Source organism: Schinkia azotoformans, from assembly GCF_035811335.1.
GTDB lineage: Bacteria > Bacillota > Bacilli > Bacillales > Bacillaceae_J > Schinkia > Schinkia azotoformans.
Genome location: NZ_JARSMD010000027.1, coordinates 35,256 through 53,573 on the forward strand (window position 1 = coordinate 35,256; position 18,318 = coordinate 53,573).

Sequence of the window (18,318 nt, forward strand, 5' to 3'; positions counted from 1 at the left end):
TTATCCACTCCTCGCTCAAAGTTTAGGAATTTTCAACGCCACCTGCTGTTACATAAAATTTTGCAGCCTTTTTTAATGTTTCATGATCAATTCCTTCCACACTTGTCGTTGTAACGAATGTTTGAACTTTGCCTTGAATGGTATTTAGTAAATGTGATTGTCTATAGTCATCAAGTTCCGAAAGTACATCATCTAAAAGTAGAATCGGGTATTCTCCAACCTCTGATTTAATTAATTCAATTTCCGCCAATTTTATTGATAAAGCCGTTGTTCGCTGCTGTCCTTGAGAGCCATACACTTGAACATCCTTATCATTTACAAAAAACTGCATGTCATCGCGATGCGGACCAGCCAATGTAATCCCTCTGTCAATTTCTTTTTCTTTAATTTTTGAAAATTTTTCATAATATACTTCTACCATTTTTGACAACTCTATATCCTCTGATACATCAACAGAAGGATTATACTGAATTTTCAGCGTTTCTAGACCTCTTGAGATGCCCTTATGGATGGGTTCAGCCCAATTTTGCAGCAAATGTAAAAAGTGAATTCTACGATTCGTTATTTTTACCGCAATTTCGACAAGCTGGGTTGTCAATATTTCGAGCATAACCTTATTTTTCTCAGGGGAGCGATTATATTGTTTTAGTAAATGATTCCGCTGTTGCAAAATATGATGATACTGATTTAAATCATGCATATAGACTGGCATAACTTGCCCGATCTCAATGTCTATAAAACGTCGACGAACCTGAGGACTTCCTTTGACAAGATTTAAATCCTCAGGTGCGAACATCACGACATTTAATGAACCAATATAGCTGCTTAATTTTTTTTGTTCTAACGAATTTACCTTTGCTTTTTTGCCTTTATTTGATATTACAAGTTCAAGTGAAAGAGCGGACATTCTTTTTTGCACTCTTCCTTCTATTTTAGCATACTCTTCATCCCATTTGATAAGTTCTTTATCTCTTGACGTCCGATGAGACTTTGCAATCGCTAACACATATATACTTTCCATCAAATTTGTTTTCCCTTGTGCATTCTCACCAAGGATTACATTTACTTTATTTTCAAAAGAAAGCCTGGTTTTCTTATAGTTTCTGTAGTTTGTTAATGATAGTTCAGTTAAAAACAATTTTAAAAGCCCCAATCCCTTTAACAGATACTTCATCATTGTGTATCAGCTTTTTGCCTCTTCGATTTTCAGGTTCACCATTGACGAAAACTTCATGTTCACTTAAAAACCATTTAACGGCACCACCGGTATCAATGATTCCAGCCAATTTTAGAAATTGACCTAACGTGATATATTCCGTTGAAATGGTAACTTCAGTAGCCATCATTTCTCACCTCAATTTTGTATTCGATCACATTTTTTGCTGTTAGTTTCATTTTACTAAATGTTGGATAAATATAAAAGAAAGCTAAAACAGGAACTATTGAATTTATTTCCCGTTCAGCTTTCAAATAAAAGTTGGTGCTTCTTTATCCAGCTCTTCCGCTTTTAGTATGTTCTTACTGGTAGGATAAGCTGAAGAATTGAATCATTATCTAAAGGTCGAATTAAAAACGGACGCATAGCCCCTGTAAAACTTATTTTAATATCCGTGCTATCCAAAGCCTTCAAAGCATCCATCATATATTTAGCACTAAAAGAAATTTTTAATTCTTCTCCAATGAGCGATTCACAATTTACATCTTCCTCTACTTTACCAACCTCAGGCAATGTTGTCGAAATTTGGACACTGTTGTTATCAAATGTCGTTAACTTAACTACATTGTTTCGTCCTTCTTTTGCTAGTAAGGAGGCACGATCGATTGCTTGCAGAAAATCCTTGGCCGTAATGATAACTTCGGTCTTATAATCAGTTGGGATCAGTCTTGATGTATCAGGATAATTGCCTTCTAATAATCGTGAAAAAAATAATAAATACTTTGTTTTGAACAATATTTGATTATCAGTAATGACAATATCGATTAGATCATTTGTATCTTCTAAAATCTTATTTAATTCATTTAAGCTTTTTCCTGGAATAACTACACTTGTAATATTGGATATTTCCCCGCTCTCAATTGGAGCCTTTCTCATGGCCAGACGATGGCTGTCCGTTGCTACGCAAATTAATTCTCGATCTTCAATTCGCCAGTTTACACCTGTTAAAACTGGTCTTGTTTCAGATGTTGACACTGCAAAAACGGTTTGGCGTGTCATTTGTTTTAGCAGGTCGATTGGCATTTGAAAAGCATGATGATCGGAGATTTGCGGCAACTGTGGATATTCTTCAGGGTCCAATCCAATTAAATTAAATTCAGCACTTCCAGAAACAATTTTAGTGGAAAAATTATCTTGAACCTCGATATCCACAGTTTCCTTCGGTAATTTTTTTACAATCTCACTGAAAAATTTAGCCTGCAGAACAATGCTTCCTGTTCTTTGGATATCCACATGTTGATTACCTTCTTCCTCAGCTGGAATAAAGCTCTCAATTGAAATATCTGAATCACTTCCTGTTAAGGTTACGCCATCATGAGTAGCCGATATTTTAATTCCCGTCAAAATTGGAATTGTTGTTCTTGATGATACAGCTTTCATTACATCGTTAACAGCATCTACTAATTTATTTTGTTGAATGGAAAATTGCATTTTTTAAATGCCTCCTATTTGTTATTTTTTCAAACTGGCTGGCATATATTATTATTTTAAGAAATAAAAATATAGTAATAATAATAGTAGGGCTTGTGGATTTGTGGATAAGTGTGATTTTGAAACAGTAGAAGAGTCTATCCACATGTGGATAGACTGTATATAAGTAAGTTAAAGTTATTCACATAATCCATACTTTTATAATTTAAGTTTTTCTTCTATCTCTTGGATCCTCCGCCCGAATTCTGTATCCGACTGCAAGAGTTTTGAGATTTTTTCATGGGCATGAATGACTGTTGTATGGTCTCTACCGCCAAACTCCTCACCGATTTTCGGCAGTGATGAATCCGTCATCTCTCTCGACAAATACATTGCAATTTGCCGTGGAAATGCGACAGATTTTGTTCTTTTCTTAGCTTTAAAATCCTCTAATTTCACGTGATAAAATTCGCCAACAACCCGTTGAATTTCTTGAATGGTGATTACTTTTGTCTTCGTTCCTGGAATGATGTCTTTAAGTGCTTCCGCAGCTAAATCCGCATTAATGTCTTTATTAATTAATGAGGAGTATGCTACTACACGGATAAGGGCACCTTCCAGCTCCCGAATATTCGTATCAATTTGATTAGCAATGTAAATCATAACTTCATTGGAAATATCGAGACCCTCGGCCTTTGCCTTCTTGCGAAGGATGGCAATTCTTGTCTCCAAATCAGGTGGTGTGATGTCCGTAATCAGGCCCCATTCAAATCTTGAACGCAAGCGATCCTCTAATGTTGGAATTTCCTTTGGCGGGCGGTCACTTGAAATTACTATTTGTTTACTTTCCTCATGTAATGCATTGAAGGTATGGAAAAATTCCTCTTGTGTTGATTCTTTTCCAGCCAAAAATTGAATATCATCAATTAAAAGAACGTCAACCTTGCGATATTTATTGCGAAACTCAATCGCTTTATTATCACGAATCGAGTTAATAAACTCATTTGTAAATTTTTCAGAGGATAGGTAAACCACTTTTGCATTAGGATTATGTTCTAATACATAATGCCCGATGGCATGCATTAAGTGGGTTTTTCCCAGTCCAACCCCCCCATAAATAAACAATGGATTATAGGCTTTTGCTGGTGCCTCTGCAACAGCTAGGGATGCGGCATGTGCAAAACGATTGCCTGACCCAATAACAAAGGTATCGAAGGTATATTTAGGGATCAGCATACTTTGGGGCATTTCTTCAGAATGCTCTTCAACTTGTTTCTTTTTGGCCGGGCCTTCAAATTTTAGCACTTCCTCTTCTTGAGATTGTGGGATGACAAATTTTATTTCCAATTCCGCTCCCGTGATATCAAGAATGGTATCGGCTATTAGTTTTGAATACCTTGTTTCAAGCCAATCTCTAGCAAAGTCATTCGGTGCAGTAATGATTAAAGTGTCATTTGTAAGTGAGTGAGCTTTTGTTGACTTTAACCAAGTTTCAAAGCTGGGCTTGCTTAATTTTTTCTGGATCGCTTCTAAAGCCTTGGTCCATAAATCAGAGATGTTTTCCATTACAGAAAGACTCCCTCCTTTGAAAAGGATTTAAAAAAAAACGAAGGAGGGCATAAAAAATAGCTTGTACAGCTTTTGTACACCCTCAAAAATGATAAATGTATATAATTGCATAAAAATAAATTCCACAAGAAAAGTGTATAATTATATAATATAGTAGAAAAGTGTTTATTCGACTTTTTACACAGCTGTGTGGACAAATTTCTCCACAATAGTTAATAAAATTATACACAGGTTGTCCACATATGTGGATAAGTATATATAGTAAGAAAAGGGAAAACACAAATATAATAACAAATAAAACCCTTAATTGCAATGGGTTTTGGTACTTTATCCACAATTACCATACCTTGTGGAGCCAACTTATCAACAACACTATATTTTGTGTAAAGGTTGTAGATAACTAGTGAACATGTAGAAAAATGTCGAAAAGGATATCCACATGATGAATTTTGGATATTATGTAAAGAATTTTTGGAAAAACTTGAACTTTACATGAAAGATTGACAATATGCCTACTGACCGCTATACTTAGTAGGACTGTCTTTAAGAGTTTTTCCTCAGGGAGGTGCAAATATAATGAAACGTACTTATCAACCAAATAATCGTAAGCATAAAAAAGTACATGGTTTTCGCGCTCGTATGAGCTCTGCAAATGGACGTAACGTTCTTGCTCGTCGTCGTAGAAAAGGAAGAAAAGTATTATCAGCATAGGCCACTGAATAAGATCAGTGGTTTTTTTTCTATAAAGGTTAGAAAAGCGAAGGTGACTGTTTAGCGACGAAAAAACTGGAGCACGGCGACTGAGATAAAGGAGACACAACGTGCGAAGAGAGTTGATGTTAACTTATCGCAGGGAGGCGGGGGAAGTTTTTCGAGTCGCTGGGTGGCTGGAGCTGGACAAAGAAAAGCAGAAGCGCCGGAGTGAATTTTTGTGAACAAAAGGAATAGAATTAAAAAGAATGATGAATTTCAAGCGGTTTTTAAACGAGGAGTATCCGTAGCCAATCGGCAATTTGTCATTTATATGCTAGAAAAACCGGAGCAAATTGAAATGAGAATTGGCTTATCTGTAAGCAAAAAAATCGGAAAAGCCGTCGTTAGAAATCAGATCAAAAGAAATGTCAGACAGACTTTTCTGGAACTGAAGGAAGACTTAAAGCAAAATATCGATTATGTCATAATTGCCCGTAAACCGACAGCGGAAATGAACTTCCAAGAGACAAAGAAAAGCTTAATCCATGTATTAAAAATAGCAAAAGCGTTTACAAAGAAAATAAGCATATAAAGAAGTCGAAATTATAAAGGATTTATATTAGGAAGTGTCATATTTATAATGGTAATATAAATCTATCATACATAGGAATTCGCAAGAAGGAGGAACGGAGTTTGAAGAAGAGAATCGCCCTGATTTTGACCTTAGTAGGTCTATTAGCGGTTTTATCTGCATGTTCGCAAGTGAACACGCCAATCACCGCAGAGAGTGAAGGGATTTGGAACCAGTATTTTGTATATCCATTATCCTGGTTAATAACGTATGTTGCTAATTTATTTGGTGCTAATTATGGACTTTCTATAATTGTTGTTACAATTATTATTCGTTTGGCCATTTTGCCTTTAATGATCAAGCAAACACAAAATTCAAAAGCGATGCAAGCTATTCAACCTGAATTAAAAGAACTTCAACAAAAATATGCTTCTAAAGATCCAAAAACACAACAAAAGCTTCAACAAGAAACAATGGCATTATTCCAAAGACATGGTGTTAACCCTTTAGCAGGATGTTTCCCACTAGTTATTCAAATGCCAATCTTAATCGGATTTTACCATGCCATTATGAGGACAGCTGAAATTGCAAATCATAGTTTCTTATGGTTTGACCTTGGAGATAAGGATCCATTTTATATTTTACCTTTAATAGCTGGTCTGACTACATTCCTGCAGCAAAAAATGATGATGCATGGCATGGAAAATAACCCGCAAATGAAAATGATGCTGTACATTATGCCTGTCATGATCGTTGTATTCGCAGTTTCATTCCCAGCTGCATTATCACTATATTGGGTAGTGGGTAATATCTTTATGATTGTCCAAACTTATTTCATTAAAGGTCCAGTAAAAACTGAAGTGAATACTACAGGGGGAGCGAAGAAGTGAAACAAGTAACAGCTACCGGTACAGGGCAAACAGTTGATGAAGCGATTGAATCTGGATTAAAGGAACTTAATGTTTCAAAGGATAAAGTGGATGTTTCGATCATCGATGAAGGCAAAAAAGGTTTATTCGGTGTATTTGGAAACAGACCTGCGATTGTAAAGCTTACAGTTAAGATTGACCCTGTGTTTGAAGCTCAAACCTATTTAGAAGATGTCATTAAAAAGATGGGGATTTCAGCTACTGTAGAAAAATCCCAACATGGCAAAGAGCTTTCATTTAAAGTATCAGGTGAAGATGTCGCGATCCTAATTGGAAAGCGCGGCCAAACATTGAATTCTCTTCAATATTTAGTTCAATTAGTGGCCAACAAATATTCAGAAGAGTACTTAACTGTAATTGTAGATGCTGAAGATTATCGATTACGACGTAAAGAAACATTGGAACAGCTGGCAACAAGGCTAGCAGAAAAAGCTAAGAAGACAAAAACAAAAGTCGTTTTGGAACCAATGCCGTCGTTTGAAAGGAAAATCATCCATTCTGTTCTTTACGATGTAGATGGTGTAACAACTTCCTCTGATGGAGTAGAACCCAATCGTCACATCGTGATTATCCCGAACTAAAAATGATAATAAGAAGCATGGCAGTACTAGATTAATTCTAGTAGTTGCCATGCTTTTTTGTACTATAAGAAATTATTATTTTATGGATTATAGTATAAGAAAAGATATTGATATTTGCCATTGTGGGCAAATATCGTGTTTTTCTAATATGTGAAAGTTTTGCAGTTGCGTTCCCTGTTGTGGATAAGTTAAACTAGATATATTGCTTAAAAACAGAAAAGTTATCCACTGTGGATAAATTATAGATCACTCCGATAAAAAAATTCAAAAAAGCAGTTGTGGATAAGAGAGGTGATAGTATGATGGAAATGGATACGATTGCGGCGATATCGACTCCGATGGGGGAAGGAGCCATCGCAATTGTAAGAATAAGTGGACCAGAGGCAGTAAAGGCAGCCAACCAGATTTTTAAAGGGAAAAACATAGAGAAAGTAGAAAGCCATACCATTCACTATGGGTTTATCGTAGACCCGGAAGTGAATGAAAAAGTGGAAGAGGTTATGCTTTCAGTTTTGCGGGCACCAAAAACCTTTACGAGAGAGGATATTGTCGAAATCAACTGTCATGGTGGTCTAGTTTCCGTGAATCGGGTTTTGCAGCTTGTATTAAATCAGGGAGTACGTTTAGCAGAACCTGGAGAGTTTACTAAGCGTGCTTTTTTAAATGGTAGAATTGATTTGTCACAGGCTGAGGCTGTAATGGATTTAATTCGGGCTAAGACTGACCGGGCGATGAATGTGGCGATTGGTCAAATGGAAGGGAGATTGTCGAAATTGGTACGGCAATTAAGGCAAACCATCCTTGAAACGCTTGCCCATGTTGAAGTGAACATAGATTATCCTGAATATGATGATGTCGAAGAAATGACACATCGATTATTATTAGAAAAGGCGACTGAAATTAAAGCTGAAATTGCGAAGTTGCTTGAGACATCAAAGCAAGGGAAAATATTGCGTGATGGCATTTCGACAGTGATTATCGGACGTCCGAATGTTGGGAAGTCGTCACTATTAAATAGTTTAGTGCATGAAAATAAAGCCATTGTTACTGATATTCCTGGAACAACTCGTGATGTCATAGAGGAATATGTTAATGTTCGCGGTGTCCCATTGCGACTCGTTGATACAGCCGGTATTAGGGAAACAGAGGACATTGTTGAAAGAATAGGGGTCGAACGTTCGAGACAGGTTCTTAAAGAAGCTGATCTAATCTTATTAGTCCTAAATAATGCTGAACCTTTAACGGCGGAGGACAAAAAACTGTTTGAAGCGGCCCGTGGCATGGATGTGATTGTACTTGTAAATAAAACTGATTTGAACAGAAAAATTGATATGGATGAAGTGAAAAAGCTTGCTGACAATTATCCGGTCATTTCAACGTCTTTAAAAGAAGAGTCCGGGATAGACCAATTGGAGGAAGCTATTTCAGGATTATTTTTTACAGGAAGGATAGAATCGGGAGATATGACCTATGTATCTAATACTCGTCATATTGCACTATTAAATCAGGCCCAAAAGGCAATTGATGATGTTCTTTCAGGGATCGATGCAGGGGTCCCAATTGATTTAATTCAAATAGATTTTACAAGAACGTGGGAAATCTTAGGGGAAATAATTGGAGATACTGTACATGAAAGCTTGATTAATCAATTATTCTCCCAATTTTGTTTAGGTAAATAGGTGTCTAGCTCCAGCACCCAGCGACTAGTGGACTTCGCTAAACGGGTGCTTACGCTTTTCGATATAGGAGGTTTTTTATGGAATATCATGCTGGTTCGTATGATGTAATTGTTGTTGGTGCAGGGCATGCTGGATGTGAAGCTGCACTTGCCTCAGCAAGAATGGGTGCTAAAACTTTAGTTCTAACTTTAAATTTAGATATGGTTGCGTTTATGCCTTGTAATCCCTCGATTGGAGGACCGGCAAAAGGTATTGTTGTTCGTGAAATAGATGCCCTTGGCGGCGAAATGGCACGAAATATTGATAAAACACATATTCAAATGAGAATGTTGAATACAGGTAAAGGCCCTGCTGTTAGAGCGTTAAGAGCACAGGCTGATAAATATCATTACCAAAAGGAAATGAAGCACACGTTAGAGAAGGAAGAAAATTTAGTATTAAAACAAGCCATGGTCAAGAGCCTAATTGTGGAGAACGAAGAATGCAAAGGCGTCGTAACTGAAACAGGCGCCATGTATTATTCCAAGGCTGTCATTATTACTACAGGTACGTTTTTAAGAGGAAAGATTATTATTGGTGACTTTGCTTATGAGAGTGGTCCTAATAACCAACGGGCTTCCATAGATTTGTCCAAAAACCTTAAAGAATTAGGACTTGATATGGGGCGATTTAAAACAGGTACACCAATGCGTATCAAGGGACAAACCATTGATTATAGTAAAACGGAAATTCAACCCGGTGATGAAAAGCGACGGGCATTCTCTTATGAAACGACAAAATTCATCACGGATCAAATCCCTTGTTGGTTGACTTATACTAGTCCGAAAACACACGAAATTATTAATGCCAATCTACATCGTAGTCCAATGTATTCAGGGATGATTGAAGGGATTGGGACACGGTACTGTCCATCGATTGAAGACAAAATTGTTCGCTTCAATGATAAACCACGCCATCAAATCTTCCTTGAGCCAGAGGGTCGAAATACCGAAGAAGTATATGTCCAAGGACTTTCCACAAGCTTACCTGAAGAGGTCCAAGTGGAGATGGTTCACTCCGTACCTGGATTAGAAAATGCTGAATTAATGAGAGCAGGTTATGCGATTGAATACGATATGGTGCATCCTACTCAATTATGGCCAACATTAGAAACAAAGCTGATTAAAAATTTATTTACAGCTGGCCAAATCAATGGAACTTCTGGTTATGAGGAAGCAGCTGGCCAAGGATTAATGGCTGGAATTAATGCTGGTTGTAAAGTTTTAAATAAAGAACCGGTTATCTTGGATCGCTCCCAAGCCTATATCGGTGTATTAATTGATGATTTAGTTACAAAAGGAACAATCGATCCATACCGCTTATTAACATCGAGAGCTGAATATCGATTATTATTGCGTCATGATAATGCTGATCTAAGACTTACAGAAATTGGCCATCAAATCGGCTTAATTTCTGATGAAAGATACGAAAGATTTTTGGAGAAAAAAGAAAAAGTAGAACGAGAAAAAAATAGGCTGGAAGGTATTATTATTAAGCCTAATGAACAGGTACAAAATTTGATTCAACAATTGGGAGGCAGCCCACTTAAAGATGGTGTACGGGCATCTGACTTATTAAAACGTCCAGAAATGACGTATGAACTGTTGATGCAATTAGCCCCATCTGAAGAAGAACTGCCCGTCGATGTTACGGAACAGGTTGAAATTCAAATTAAATATGCAGGCTATATCGAAAAATCATTGCAGCAGGTTGAGCGTATGAAGAAGATGGAAGATAAAAAGATTCCAATTGATATTGATTATAACGCTATAACAGGAATTGCATCCGAAGCGCGCCAAAAGCTGTCACAAATCCGTCCACTATCAGTCGGACAGGCGTCCCGGATTTCCGGTGTAAACCCTGCTGATATTTCTATTCTTTTAGTTTATTTGGAGCAAGGGAAAATAGCGAAGATACAACAATAGGGTGGTACATTATTGTCCAGCTTCAGCGCCCAGCGACTAGTGGACTTCGCTGAACTAGCTTTGAGCTTTTCTTATAAAAGGGGATTGATTATGGATATTCAATTATTTCAAACAAGCCTAGAGGAGAAGGGGATTTCCCTTTCCTCCAGGCAACTAGAACAATTCGACCTGTACTATAACACACTTGTTGAATGGAACGAAAAAATGAACTTAACGTCCATTACCGATAAGCCGGAAGTATATTTAAAACATTTCTATGACTCGATAACAGCAGCATTTTATTTTGATTTTACAAAAGAATATAAAATCTGTGATGTCGGGGCAGGGGCAGGGTTTCCTAGTATCCCCTTAAAAATATGTTTCCCACATCTTTCCATTTCAATCGTTGATTCACTGCAAAAAAGGATCACCTTTTTAAATGAATTAGCATCCACTTTGCAATTAGATCAGGTTACCTTTTACCATGACCGTGCTGAAACATTCGGAAAAAGACCTGAAATAAGGGAATCATATGATATAGTAATGGCAAGGGCTGTTGCTAGGATGTCGGTATTAAGTGAATTATGTATTCCATTGGCAAAGGTTGGAGGCTACTTTATAGGGATGAAAGGTGCTAATCTAGCAGAAGAACTGGATGCCGGAAAAAAAGCAATTGAAGTATTAGGCTGCAAAGTAGAAAGTATACATAATTTTCAACTGCCTATTGAAAATAGTGAGCGTAATATCGTGATCCTTAAAAAGGAACGTAAAACACCTAATAAGTATCCAAGGAAACCAGGAACACCTAATAAAACTCCAATTGAGTAAACAGGTCGATTTTGTATATCAATGTCTATCTCCAGCGCCTAAGCTTTTCGAATTGTTTCACGTGAAACATAGGAGTTCTTTATTAGATTTATTTATGACATTTTAAATTTTGATATTGCAGGAATTTGTATTTCTATAGAGAATAGAAGTATATGTCGAATTGTATTGTTTTTTTTGTAGTAATCAAAAGGCGGTGTATGAAAAATGAAACACCCTTTTTCGCGCTTTTTTGGTATAGGGGAAAAGACTGTAGAGACAAATAATGTAGAACTAAAGGAAGAATTAATAACGGAAAATGAAGAAGTGAAGCGGATCCCAATTCAGGATATCGTCCCAAATCGTTTTCAGCCACGTACTGTATTCGTTGATGAAAAAATTAATGAATTAATGCAGACGATTCATACCCATGGAATCATTCAGCCTATCGTTTTAAGAGAATACGAAAAAGGTAAATATGAAATTATTGCTGGGGAAAGAAGATGGCGGGCTGTTACAAAGCTTGGATGGGATACAATTCCGGCTATCATAAAAGACTTCAATGATACGGAAACAGCTTCAGTTGCTTTAATTGAAAACCTTCAGCGGGAGGAGTTATCTCCGCTTGAAGAAGCCATTGCTTATGCTAGACTTTTAGAGTTGCATAATTTAACTCAAGAAGCATTAGCACAAAGATTAGGTAAGGGTCAATCAACTGTTGCTAATAAACTTCGTCTATTAAAATTACCAGAAGCTATTCAAGAGGCATTGTTGCAAAAGAAAATTACAGAAAGACATGCCAGGGCATTGATTCCACTTAAGGAACAGGAATTACAAGAAAAACTTTTAGAAGAGATCATTGAAAAACACTTAAATGTAAAACAAACAGAAGATCGTGTTATAAAAATGCTCGAAAGTAAAGTAAAAAAGCCCAAGCCGAAAAGAAAAGCATTTAGCAAGGATACTAGAATTGCGATGAATACAATTCGCCAATCACTTAACATGGTAGCCAGCACTGGAATGAAAATAGATAGCCAAGAAGAGGAACATGAAGATTATATTCAATTTACGATAAAAATACCGAAAAAATAGCACTATATTTAATCCATCTCTAAAAAAGTAGATGGGTTTTTTACTTTTAAAACGAAATTCATTGGAATTCATGATAAAATAGTAAAGTATGAAAAACTAAAGTAATGTAATCCTTTGTCCAAAAGGATATCTGTTATAGGACAAGCTTCTTTTTAAGGAAGGTAGGTGACAGCATGGGTAAAATTATTGCAATTGCAAACCAAAAAGGTGGAGTTGGAAAAACAACAACTTCGGTGAATTTGAGTGCATGTTTGGCTTATTTAGGGAAAAAAGTGTTACTTGTTGATATAGATCCGCAAGGGAATGCATCTAGTGGGGTTGGCGTTGAAAAGGCAGACGTGGCGCAATGTATATACAATGTCTTAGTTGACGATGAAGAAGCAAAATCAGTCGTCCTGCCCACTAACGTAGAAAACCTTTATGTATTGCCTTCAACCATCCAGTTAGCCGGTGCGGAAATAGAATTAGTGCCAACTATTTCAAGAGAAGTCCGGTTAAAAAGGGCGCTAGACCCGCTTATAGTAGAGTACGATTATATTATTATTGATTGTCCTCCTTCGTTGGGATTGCTAACCCTAAATGCTTTAACGGCTGCGGATTCGGTCATTATTCCAGTACAATGTGAGTACTACGCACTTGAAGGTCTTAGTCAGTTATTGAATACAGTAAGATTAGTCCAAAAGCATTTAAATCAATCATTAAAAATTGATGGGGTTTTATTAACGATGCTTGATGCAAGAACAAATCTTGGAATTCAAGTAATAGATGAAGTTAAAAAATATTTTCAGGACAGAGTTTACCATTCTATCATTCCACGCAATATTAGATTAAGCGAAGCACCTAGTCACGGTAAACCGATTATCATTTATGACCCTAAGTCAAGAGGGGCAGAGGTATATCTAGATTTTGCAAAGGAAGTGATTGCTAATGGCTAAAGGTTTGGGGAAAGGATTAGGCTTGGGGGCCTATTTTTCAGTAGATGATGTACTGGAGCCTTCAGATAAAATCCAGAATGTAAAATTAAAGGAATGCCGTCCGAATCCTTATCAGCCTAGAAAAACATTTGATCCGGAGTCTATTAAAGAATTAAAAGAGTCGATTGAAACTCACGGAATCCTGCAACCGATTGTAGTAAGAAAGAGCATTAAAGGCTATGACATTGTCGTGGGTGAAAGGCGATTTCGTGCTGCTAAAGAAGCCGGCTTAGAAACAATCCCTGTCATTATAAAGGATTATACTGAACAACAAATGATGGAGCTGGCATTGATCGAGAACTTACAGCGGGAAGATTTAAATCCAATCGAAGAGGGACTAGCCTACCAAACCTTAATTGAACAACTTAAGTTAACACAAGAGGAGCTTGCTGGCCGTTTAGGAAAGAGCCGCCCGCATATTGCGAACCATATTCGCCTGCTAGCATTGCCGGAGCCAGTTAAAACATTGATTTCCAATGGCGACTTAACAATGGGGCATGGCCGGACACTATTAGGACTTAAAGACAAAGAACTTATGCTTCCACTTGTAGAAAAGATAAAAAAAGAGAACTTAAACGTACGTCAATTAGAACAAATTGTCCAAAGGCTAAACGAAAATGTTTCACGTGAAACAAAGAAGAAGGAAAAGCCAAAGGATATTTTTATTAAGCAGCAGGAGTCCCGTCTCCGCGACCGTTTTGGAACAGCTGTTGCTATCAAGCAAAGTAAAAATAAAGGGAAAATTGAAATTGAGTTTTACTCCCCAGACGATTTGAATCGGATTTTAGAGTTGCTTGATAAAGAGTCGTTGTAAAAAAGCCATCTTCAAGGTGGTTTTATTTTTTATCGATAGGAGGCATTTTATGATTTATTTTGATCAAGCAGCTTCATCTTTTCCAAAACCAAAAGAAGTAACAGATGCAGTAGTAGAAGCGTTGACGAAATATGGCGCTAACCCTGGAAGGGGCAGCCATGCCTTAGCAAATGAAGCGGGAAATAAAATCTATGAAGCACGGGTTCAGTTGGCGCAGTTTTTTGGATTAGCAGATCCAAGACGGGTTGTATTTACCCAAAATGCTACCGGAGCTCTTAATATAGGAATTCAAGGACTTGCATTAAAGCACGGAGATCATGTGATTACAACCGCCTATGAGCATAATTCAGTTCGCCGGCCTCTAGAACGATTGAAAAGTGAAATCGGTATAGAAATTACATACATTCAGCCAAACCATAACGGTGAAATTAATATTGAAGAGTTTGAGAAGGCGATAACAGCCCATACAAAATTACTTGTAGTTACCCATGGTTCCAACTTAACCGGGGCTATTATTCCCATTGAAGTATTAGGGAAAATAAGCAAAAAACATAATCTCATATTTATGGTGGATGCCTCACAAACAGCGGGAATTTTACCATTAAATATGGAAGAAATGAATATCGACCTTTTAGCTTTTGCTGGCCATAAAGGGTTAATGGGACCACAAGGAACGGGTGCTTTGTTAATTAATAAAAATGTTGAGTTGAAGCCCCTTATAACCGGTGGAACAGGCCACTTTTCGGAAAAAATTGAACAGCCTGATGAACTTCCTGAAAGATTAGAAAGCGGGACATTGAATACTCCAGGAATTGCAGGGCTATTGGCAGGCGTCCTGTTTATCAAGGAAAAAGGGCTTGATGTAATTTTTAAGCATGAACAGCTTTTGACAGACGCCTGTAAAAAAGGATTAAAAAAAGTGAATGGTGTAACTGTATACGGACCTGATGAAGATATCAAACAGCTTGCTGTCGTTTCCTTCAATATTGATGGAGTCGATAGTCAAGAAGTGGCGATGATTTTAGATCAACATTATAAGATTGCAGTTAGGGCAGGTCTTCATTGTACTCCATTAGCCCATCAGTCCATTGGAACGATTGGACAAGGCGGCACATTAAGGGCAAGCTTTGGCATCTTTAATACAGTAGATGAAGTTGAAAAATTTGTACAAGCTATAGATGAGATTAGAGCAGGATATTTAGCCTAGGGGAGAGAAAAGACATATGGTTTTGCTAGGTACAATCGTGAATGGGATTGCGATTATTGCTGGGACTTTTCTGGGGAAAGTGATGCATCGCATTCCCGAAAAGGTAAAAACATTGGTTTTACAATCAATTGGACTAGCCGTTGTCATTTTAGGGATACAAATGGGAGTCAAAAGTGAACAATTTCTGATTGTCATCCTAAGTTTGTTATTTGGAAGTATTATCGGAGAAATTATGGATCTTGATGGGAAATTAAATAAACTTGGCTTTTGGATAGAACGGAGAATGGGTTCTACTGAAGAAGGTGGAATAGCAAAAGGATTTGTAACGGCAACATTGATTTTTGCAATTGGCGCGATGGCCATTATTGGTGCCCTTGACAGCGGTCTTAGAGGAGACCATCAAGTTTTATATACAAAGTCACTTTTGGATGGTTTTACGAGTATCGTTCTTGCAACTACACTGGGAGTAGGCGTTCTATTCTCGGCATTTCCGGTTATGATCTATCAAGGAATGATTGCCTTATTTGCAACGCAAATTGAACAATGGATTCCAGATCCGATTATGGATGCCTTTATTATTGAGATGACATCCGCCGGTGGGATTATGATTTTAGCGATTGGTTTAAATATGTTGGAAATTACAAAAATACGAGTTGCTAATATGCTGCCTGCCATCCTTGTAGTTGCTTTATTAGTTGCTGGACAATATTTTTATCATCAATTTACAATGTAATATGTTTATAGTAAACCTTGCCCCCCTACCTGCGAAGTAGGGGATTTTTTTTAATCTTTAATAATTGATCTGCTTCCATAATGCCGCTTGCCATTGTTTGTGCCATTTTCATAACAAGATTTAACCTCGTATTTTGTAAAACAAAAAACTCCATAAATCCACTGACATTTACAATTCCAGTTAAGTGAACCTCTCCAACTGGTGGAAGTTGTTTGTTAACACCGGCTCCAGGCTTCAACGCGCCGACATTTAAAGTAACATCCCCAACACTTTTTAATCTACCTAAACATGCATCAATTGCAACAATATATGGATTCTGATGTGTATTATTTATTAATTCTAATTGCTCTTCTAGATTAACAGCATGAATAGGATGTTCAAGTGTACCGTATACATGGAAATGAGAAGGTTTTTTTTCATGAAGGATTGTTCCAATTAATGGTCCAAGCGCATCCCCAGTTGAGCGATCAGTTCCAATACAAGCGATAACGACAGGTTGAAGGATATGGTGTGGCAAAAGTTCAACTAATTTCTCGCCAATATATAAAGGGGCATTTTGCTCTTCGTAAGAAATACGGTAGGAGGAGACCTCTTTTTTTTCAAAAAACTTTGGTTTTAGATTCATAGGATCCACTCCTCTTTAATAGTAGTAACAGTATACGGAATTTATTAAGTTCCTATACATAAAGTTGATAATTTTTAACTTTGATTATGAAAGGAAGATAAATAATGTGGAAAGCCGGTCTTAAATGGATGTTTCTTATTATGGGTACGACGATTGGCGCGGGATATGCATCAGGACGAGAAATATGGCAATTTTTTGGGTATGAAAGTGGACTTGCCATTTTACTATTTACCGTATTATTTATAATCAGCTGTTATTTTATTATGAAAATTAGCTATGAAAAGAAAACCGTTCACTATTTGCCAGTATTGGAGACTTTGCTGGGAAAGAAGTTGGCTGGCCTTTATGATTTTATGATTATATTGTATTTATTTTCAGTTACGGTTGTAATGTTGGCTGGTGCAGGAGCTGCTTTAGAAGTATTTTACTTGCCATTTTGGGTTGGAATTGCCGTTACAGTTATTTTATTGGTATTTTTATTTGTTTGGGATATTCAAGGAATGGTATCCATTAATGCTTTTATCATTCCATTATTAGTTGCCGGTTTAATTGGGGCTCTTCTTTCCTTCACGTTAAAATATGGACAGCCAATCATCATTGATTGGCGGGAGCAGGGGAATTGGCCATCTGCCTTCACGTTTACAGCTCTAAATATCTTGCCATTGGTTGCAGTCCTCGCAGCAATCGGAAAAGAAATCAAGCATCAGGGTGAAATTTGGATTGCGAGTTTAGGAAGCGGGATATTATTAGGGGGCCTAACATTTCTATATAATGAAATATTGTCACAAATGGCTTCAGATATAGTACTCTACGAAATTCCTTTGTTTGCTATATTAAAAAATTATCATTATATTATGTTAATATTGATGTCAGTTGTTTTATGGTGTGCCATTTATACAACAGCTGCTTCGGGAGTTGTCGGTTTAGCCACACGATTTAGAAAGAAAACATCAATGCCATTATGGCTATTGGCATTCATTATACTTTTAGTTATGGTGCCATTAACAACGTTTGGATTTTCAACATTAGTGGCAGTTCTTTATCCGTTATATGGACTGTTAAATTTATATATGTTGGCCGCGATTTTGTTGTATCCTATAGCAAATCGCTACAAATGGTAACGAAAAATTGGTAAAATATAAACAAGCAGTCTGATACAAATTGTGACCGTGAATAAATGAAGGGGGGAGCAAAATGGTTGATAAAGATTTTGGTCTAAATGATATTGTAGAAATGAAAAAGCAGCATCCATGTGGAACTAATCGCTGGAAGATCATTCGCCTCGGCATGGATATTCGCATTAAATGCGAAGGCTGTGATCATAGTGTTTTAATTCCCCGAAAAGAGTTCACAAGAAAGTTAAAGAAAATCCTTGTTAAGCATGAAGAGTAGCATACTACATGAAAGTATAGTTAATTAATGAGGCAAGTCAATTATTGCGCTTGATTCTTGGGTAATGGTTGGCTTGTTTCGTTTTA

19 protein-coding genes are annotated in these 18,318 nt (G+C 37.0%); 14 read left to right on the plus strand and 5 right to left on the minus strand.

The annotated features are described in order from the left end of the window. Positions 1–22 precede the first annotated feature (22 nt). The 4 genes from recF to dnaA form a co-directional block, all read right to left on the minus strand. Positions 23–1,138 (minus strand): DNA replication/repair protein RecF, encoded by a 1,116-nt coding sequence (gene recF, locus P9E47_RS16895; protein ID WP_003329771.1) that lies wholly within the window; start codon positions 1,136–1,138, stop codon positions 23–25. After that, positions 1,125–1,343, minus strand: coding sequence for a S4 domain-containing protein YaaA (yaaA, locus tag P9E47_RS16900; RefSeq protein WP_003329770.1), 219 nt, complete (start codon positions 1,341–1,343; stop codon positions 1,125–1,127). The genes recF and yaaA overlap by 14 nt, the downstream gene beginning before the upstream one ends. A 164-nt stretch (positions 1,344–1,507) precedes the next feature. After that, the gene (gene dnaN / locus P9E47_RS16905) at positions 1,508–2,647 is read right to left on the minus strand and encodes a DNA polymerase III subunit beta (RefSeq protein WP_003329769.1); all 1,140 of its coding nucleotides are present in this window, start codon (positions 2,645–2,647) and stop codon (positions 1,508–1,510) included. Positions 2,648–2,845: 198 nt separating this feature from the next. Then, positions 2,846–4,192, minus strand: a complete 1,347-nt coding sequence (gene dnaA / locus P9E47_RS16910; RefSeq protein ID WP_003329768.1) for a chromosomal replication initiator protein DnaA — start codon at positions 4,190–4,192, stop codon at positions 2,846–2,848. Positions 4,193–4,771: 579 nt separating this feature from the next. Between dnaA and rpmH the strand changes: the two genes are divergently transcribed. From rpmH to P9E47_RS16970, 12 genes are all read left to right on the plus strand, one after another. Next, positions 4,772–4,906, plus strand: coding sequence for a 50S ribosomal protein L34 (rpmH, locus tag P9E47_RS16915; RefSeq protein ID WP_003329767.1), 135 nt, complete (start codon positions 4,772–4,774; stop codon positions 4,904–4,906). A gap of 220 nt (positions 4,907–5,126) precedes the next feature. Then, positions 5,127–5,480, plus strand: a complete 354-nt coding sequence (gene rnpA / locus P9E47_RS16920; RefSeq protein WP_003329766.1) for a ribonuclease P protein component — start codon at positions 5,127–5,129, stop codon at positions 5,478–5,480. A gap of 101 nt (positions 5,481–5,581) precedes the next feature. Beyond that, complete coding sequence (gene spoIIIJ, locus P9E47_RS16925; protein WP_003329765.1) at positions 5,582–6,349, plus strand: YidC family membrane integrase SpoIIIJ; 768 nt, start codon at positions 5,582–5,584, stop codon at positions 6,347–6,349. Beyond that, on the plus strand, positions 6,346–6,969 hold the full coding sequence (jag, locus tag P9E47_RS16930) for an RNA-binding cell elongation regulator Jag/EloR (protein WP_003329764.1): 624 nt from the start codon (positions 6,346–6,348) through the stop codon (positions 6,967–6,969). Before spoIIIJ ends, jag begins: the two co-directional genes overlap by 4 nt. 302 nt (positions 6,970–7,271) lie before the next feature. Continuing rightward, complete coding sequence (gene mnmE / locus P9E47_RS16935) at positions 7,272–8,648, plus strand: tRNA uridine-5-carboxymethylaminomethyl(34) synthesis GTPase MnmE (RefSeq protein ID WP_003329763.1); 1,377 nt, start codon at positions 7,272–7,274, stop codon at positions 8,646–8,648. Positions 8,649–8,725: 77 nt separating this feature from the next. Continuing rightward, positions 8,726–10,612, plus strand: coding sequence for a tRNA uridine-5-carboxymethylaminomethyl(34) synthesis enzyme MnmG (gene mnmG, locus P9E47_RS16940; protein WP_003329762.1), 1,887 nt, complete (start codon positions 8,726–8,728; stop codon positions 10,610–10,612). A gap of 90 nt (positions 10,613–10,702) precedes the next feature. Then, a complete protein-coding gene (gene rsmG, locus P9E47_RS16945; RefSeq protein WP_326157569.1) occupies positions 10,703–11,419 on the plus strand; it encodes a 16S rRNA (guanine(527)-N(7))-methyltransferase RsmG in 717 nt (238 codons plus the stop codon). 204 nt (positions 11,420–11,623) lie between these two features. Next, positions 11,624–12,487: a nucleoid occlusion protein gene (gene noc, locus P9E47_RS16950; protein ID WP_003329759.1), complete on the plus strand. Its 864-nt coding sequence runs from the start codon at positions 11,624–11,626 to the stop codon at positions 12,485–12,487. 173 nt (positions 12,488–12,660) lie between these two features. Further along, positions 12,661–13,422: a ParA family protein gene (locus P9E47_RS16955; RefSeq protein ID WP_003329758.1), complete on the plus strand. Its 762-nt coding sequence runs from the start codon at positions 12,661–12,663 to the stop codon at positions 13,420–13,422. Next, complete coding sequence (locus P9E47_RS16960) at positions 13,415–14,275, plus strand: ParB/RepB/Spo0J family partition protein (protein ID WP_003329757.1); 861 nt, start codon at positions 13,415–13,417, stop codon at positions 14,273–14,275. The genes P9E47_RS16955 and P9E47_RS16960 overlap by 8 nt, the downstream gene beginning before the upstream one ends. Before the next feature lie 49 nt (positions 14,276–14,324). Next, positions 14,325–15,482 carry an aminotransferase class V-fold PLP-dependent enzyme gene (locus P9E47_RS16965; RefSeq protein WP_326157568.1) on the plus strand — a complete coding sequence of 386 codons (1,158 nt, stop codon included), beginning with the start codon at positions 14,325–14,327 and terminating at the stop codon, positions 15,480–15,482. Positions 15,483–15,498: 16 nt separating this feature from the next. After that, positions 15,499–16,215, plus strand: a complete 717-nt coding sequence (locus P9E47_RS16970; protein ID WP_326164103.1) for a DUF554 domain-containing protein — start codon at positions 15,499–15,501, stop codon at positions 16,213–16,215. A gap of 25 nt (positions 16,216–16,240) precedes the next feature. Here the strand turns inward: P9E47_RS16970 and yyaC are convergent, their stop codons facing one another. After that, on the minus strand, positions 16,241–16,840 hold the full coding sequence (yyaC, locus tag P9E47_RS16975) for a spore protease YyaC (RefSeq protein ID WP_003329754.1): 600 nt from the start codon (positions 16,838–16,840) through the stop codon (positions 16,241–16,243). A 104-nt stretch (positions 16,841–16,944) separates the two neighbouring features. Here yyaC and P9E47_RS16980 point away from each other — a divergent pair, with 104 nt between their 5' ends. Then, positions 16,945–17,961 (plus strand): YkvI family membrane protein, encoded by a 1,017-nt coding sequence (locus P9E47_RS16980; protein ID WP_326164105.1) that lies wholly within the window; start codon positions 16,945–16,947, stop codon positions 17,959–17,961. A 73-nt stretch (positions 17,962–18,034) separates the two neighbouring features. Beyond that, the gene (locus tag P9E47_RS16985; protein ID WP_003329752.1) at positions 18,035–18,232 is read left to right on the plus strand and encodes a DUF951 domain-containing protein; all 198 of its coding nucleotides are present in this window, start codon (positions 18,035–18,037) and stop codon (positions 18,230–18,232) included. Positions 18,233–18,318: the final 86 nt, after the last annotated feature.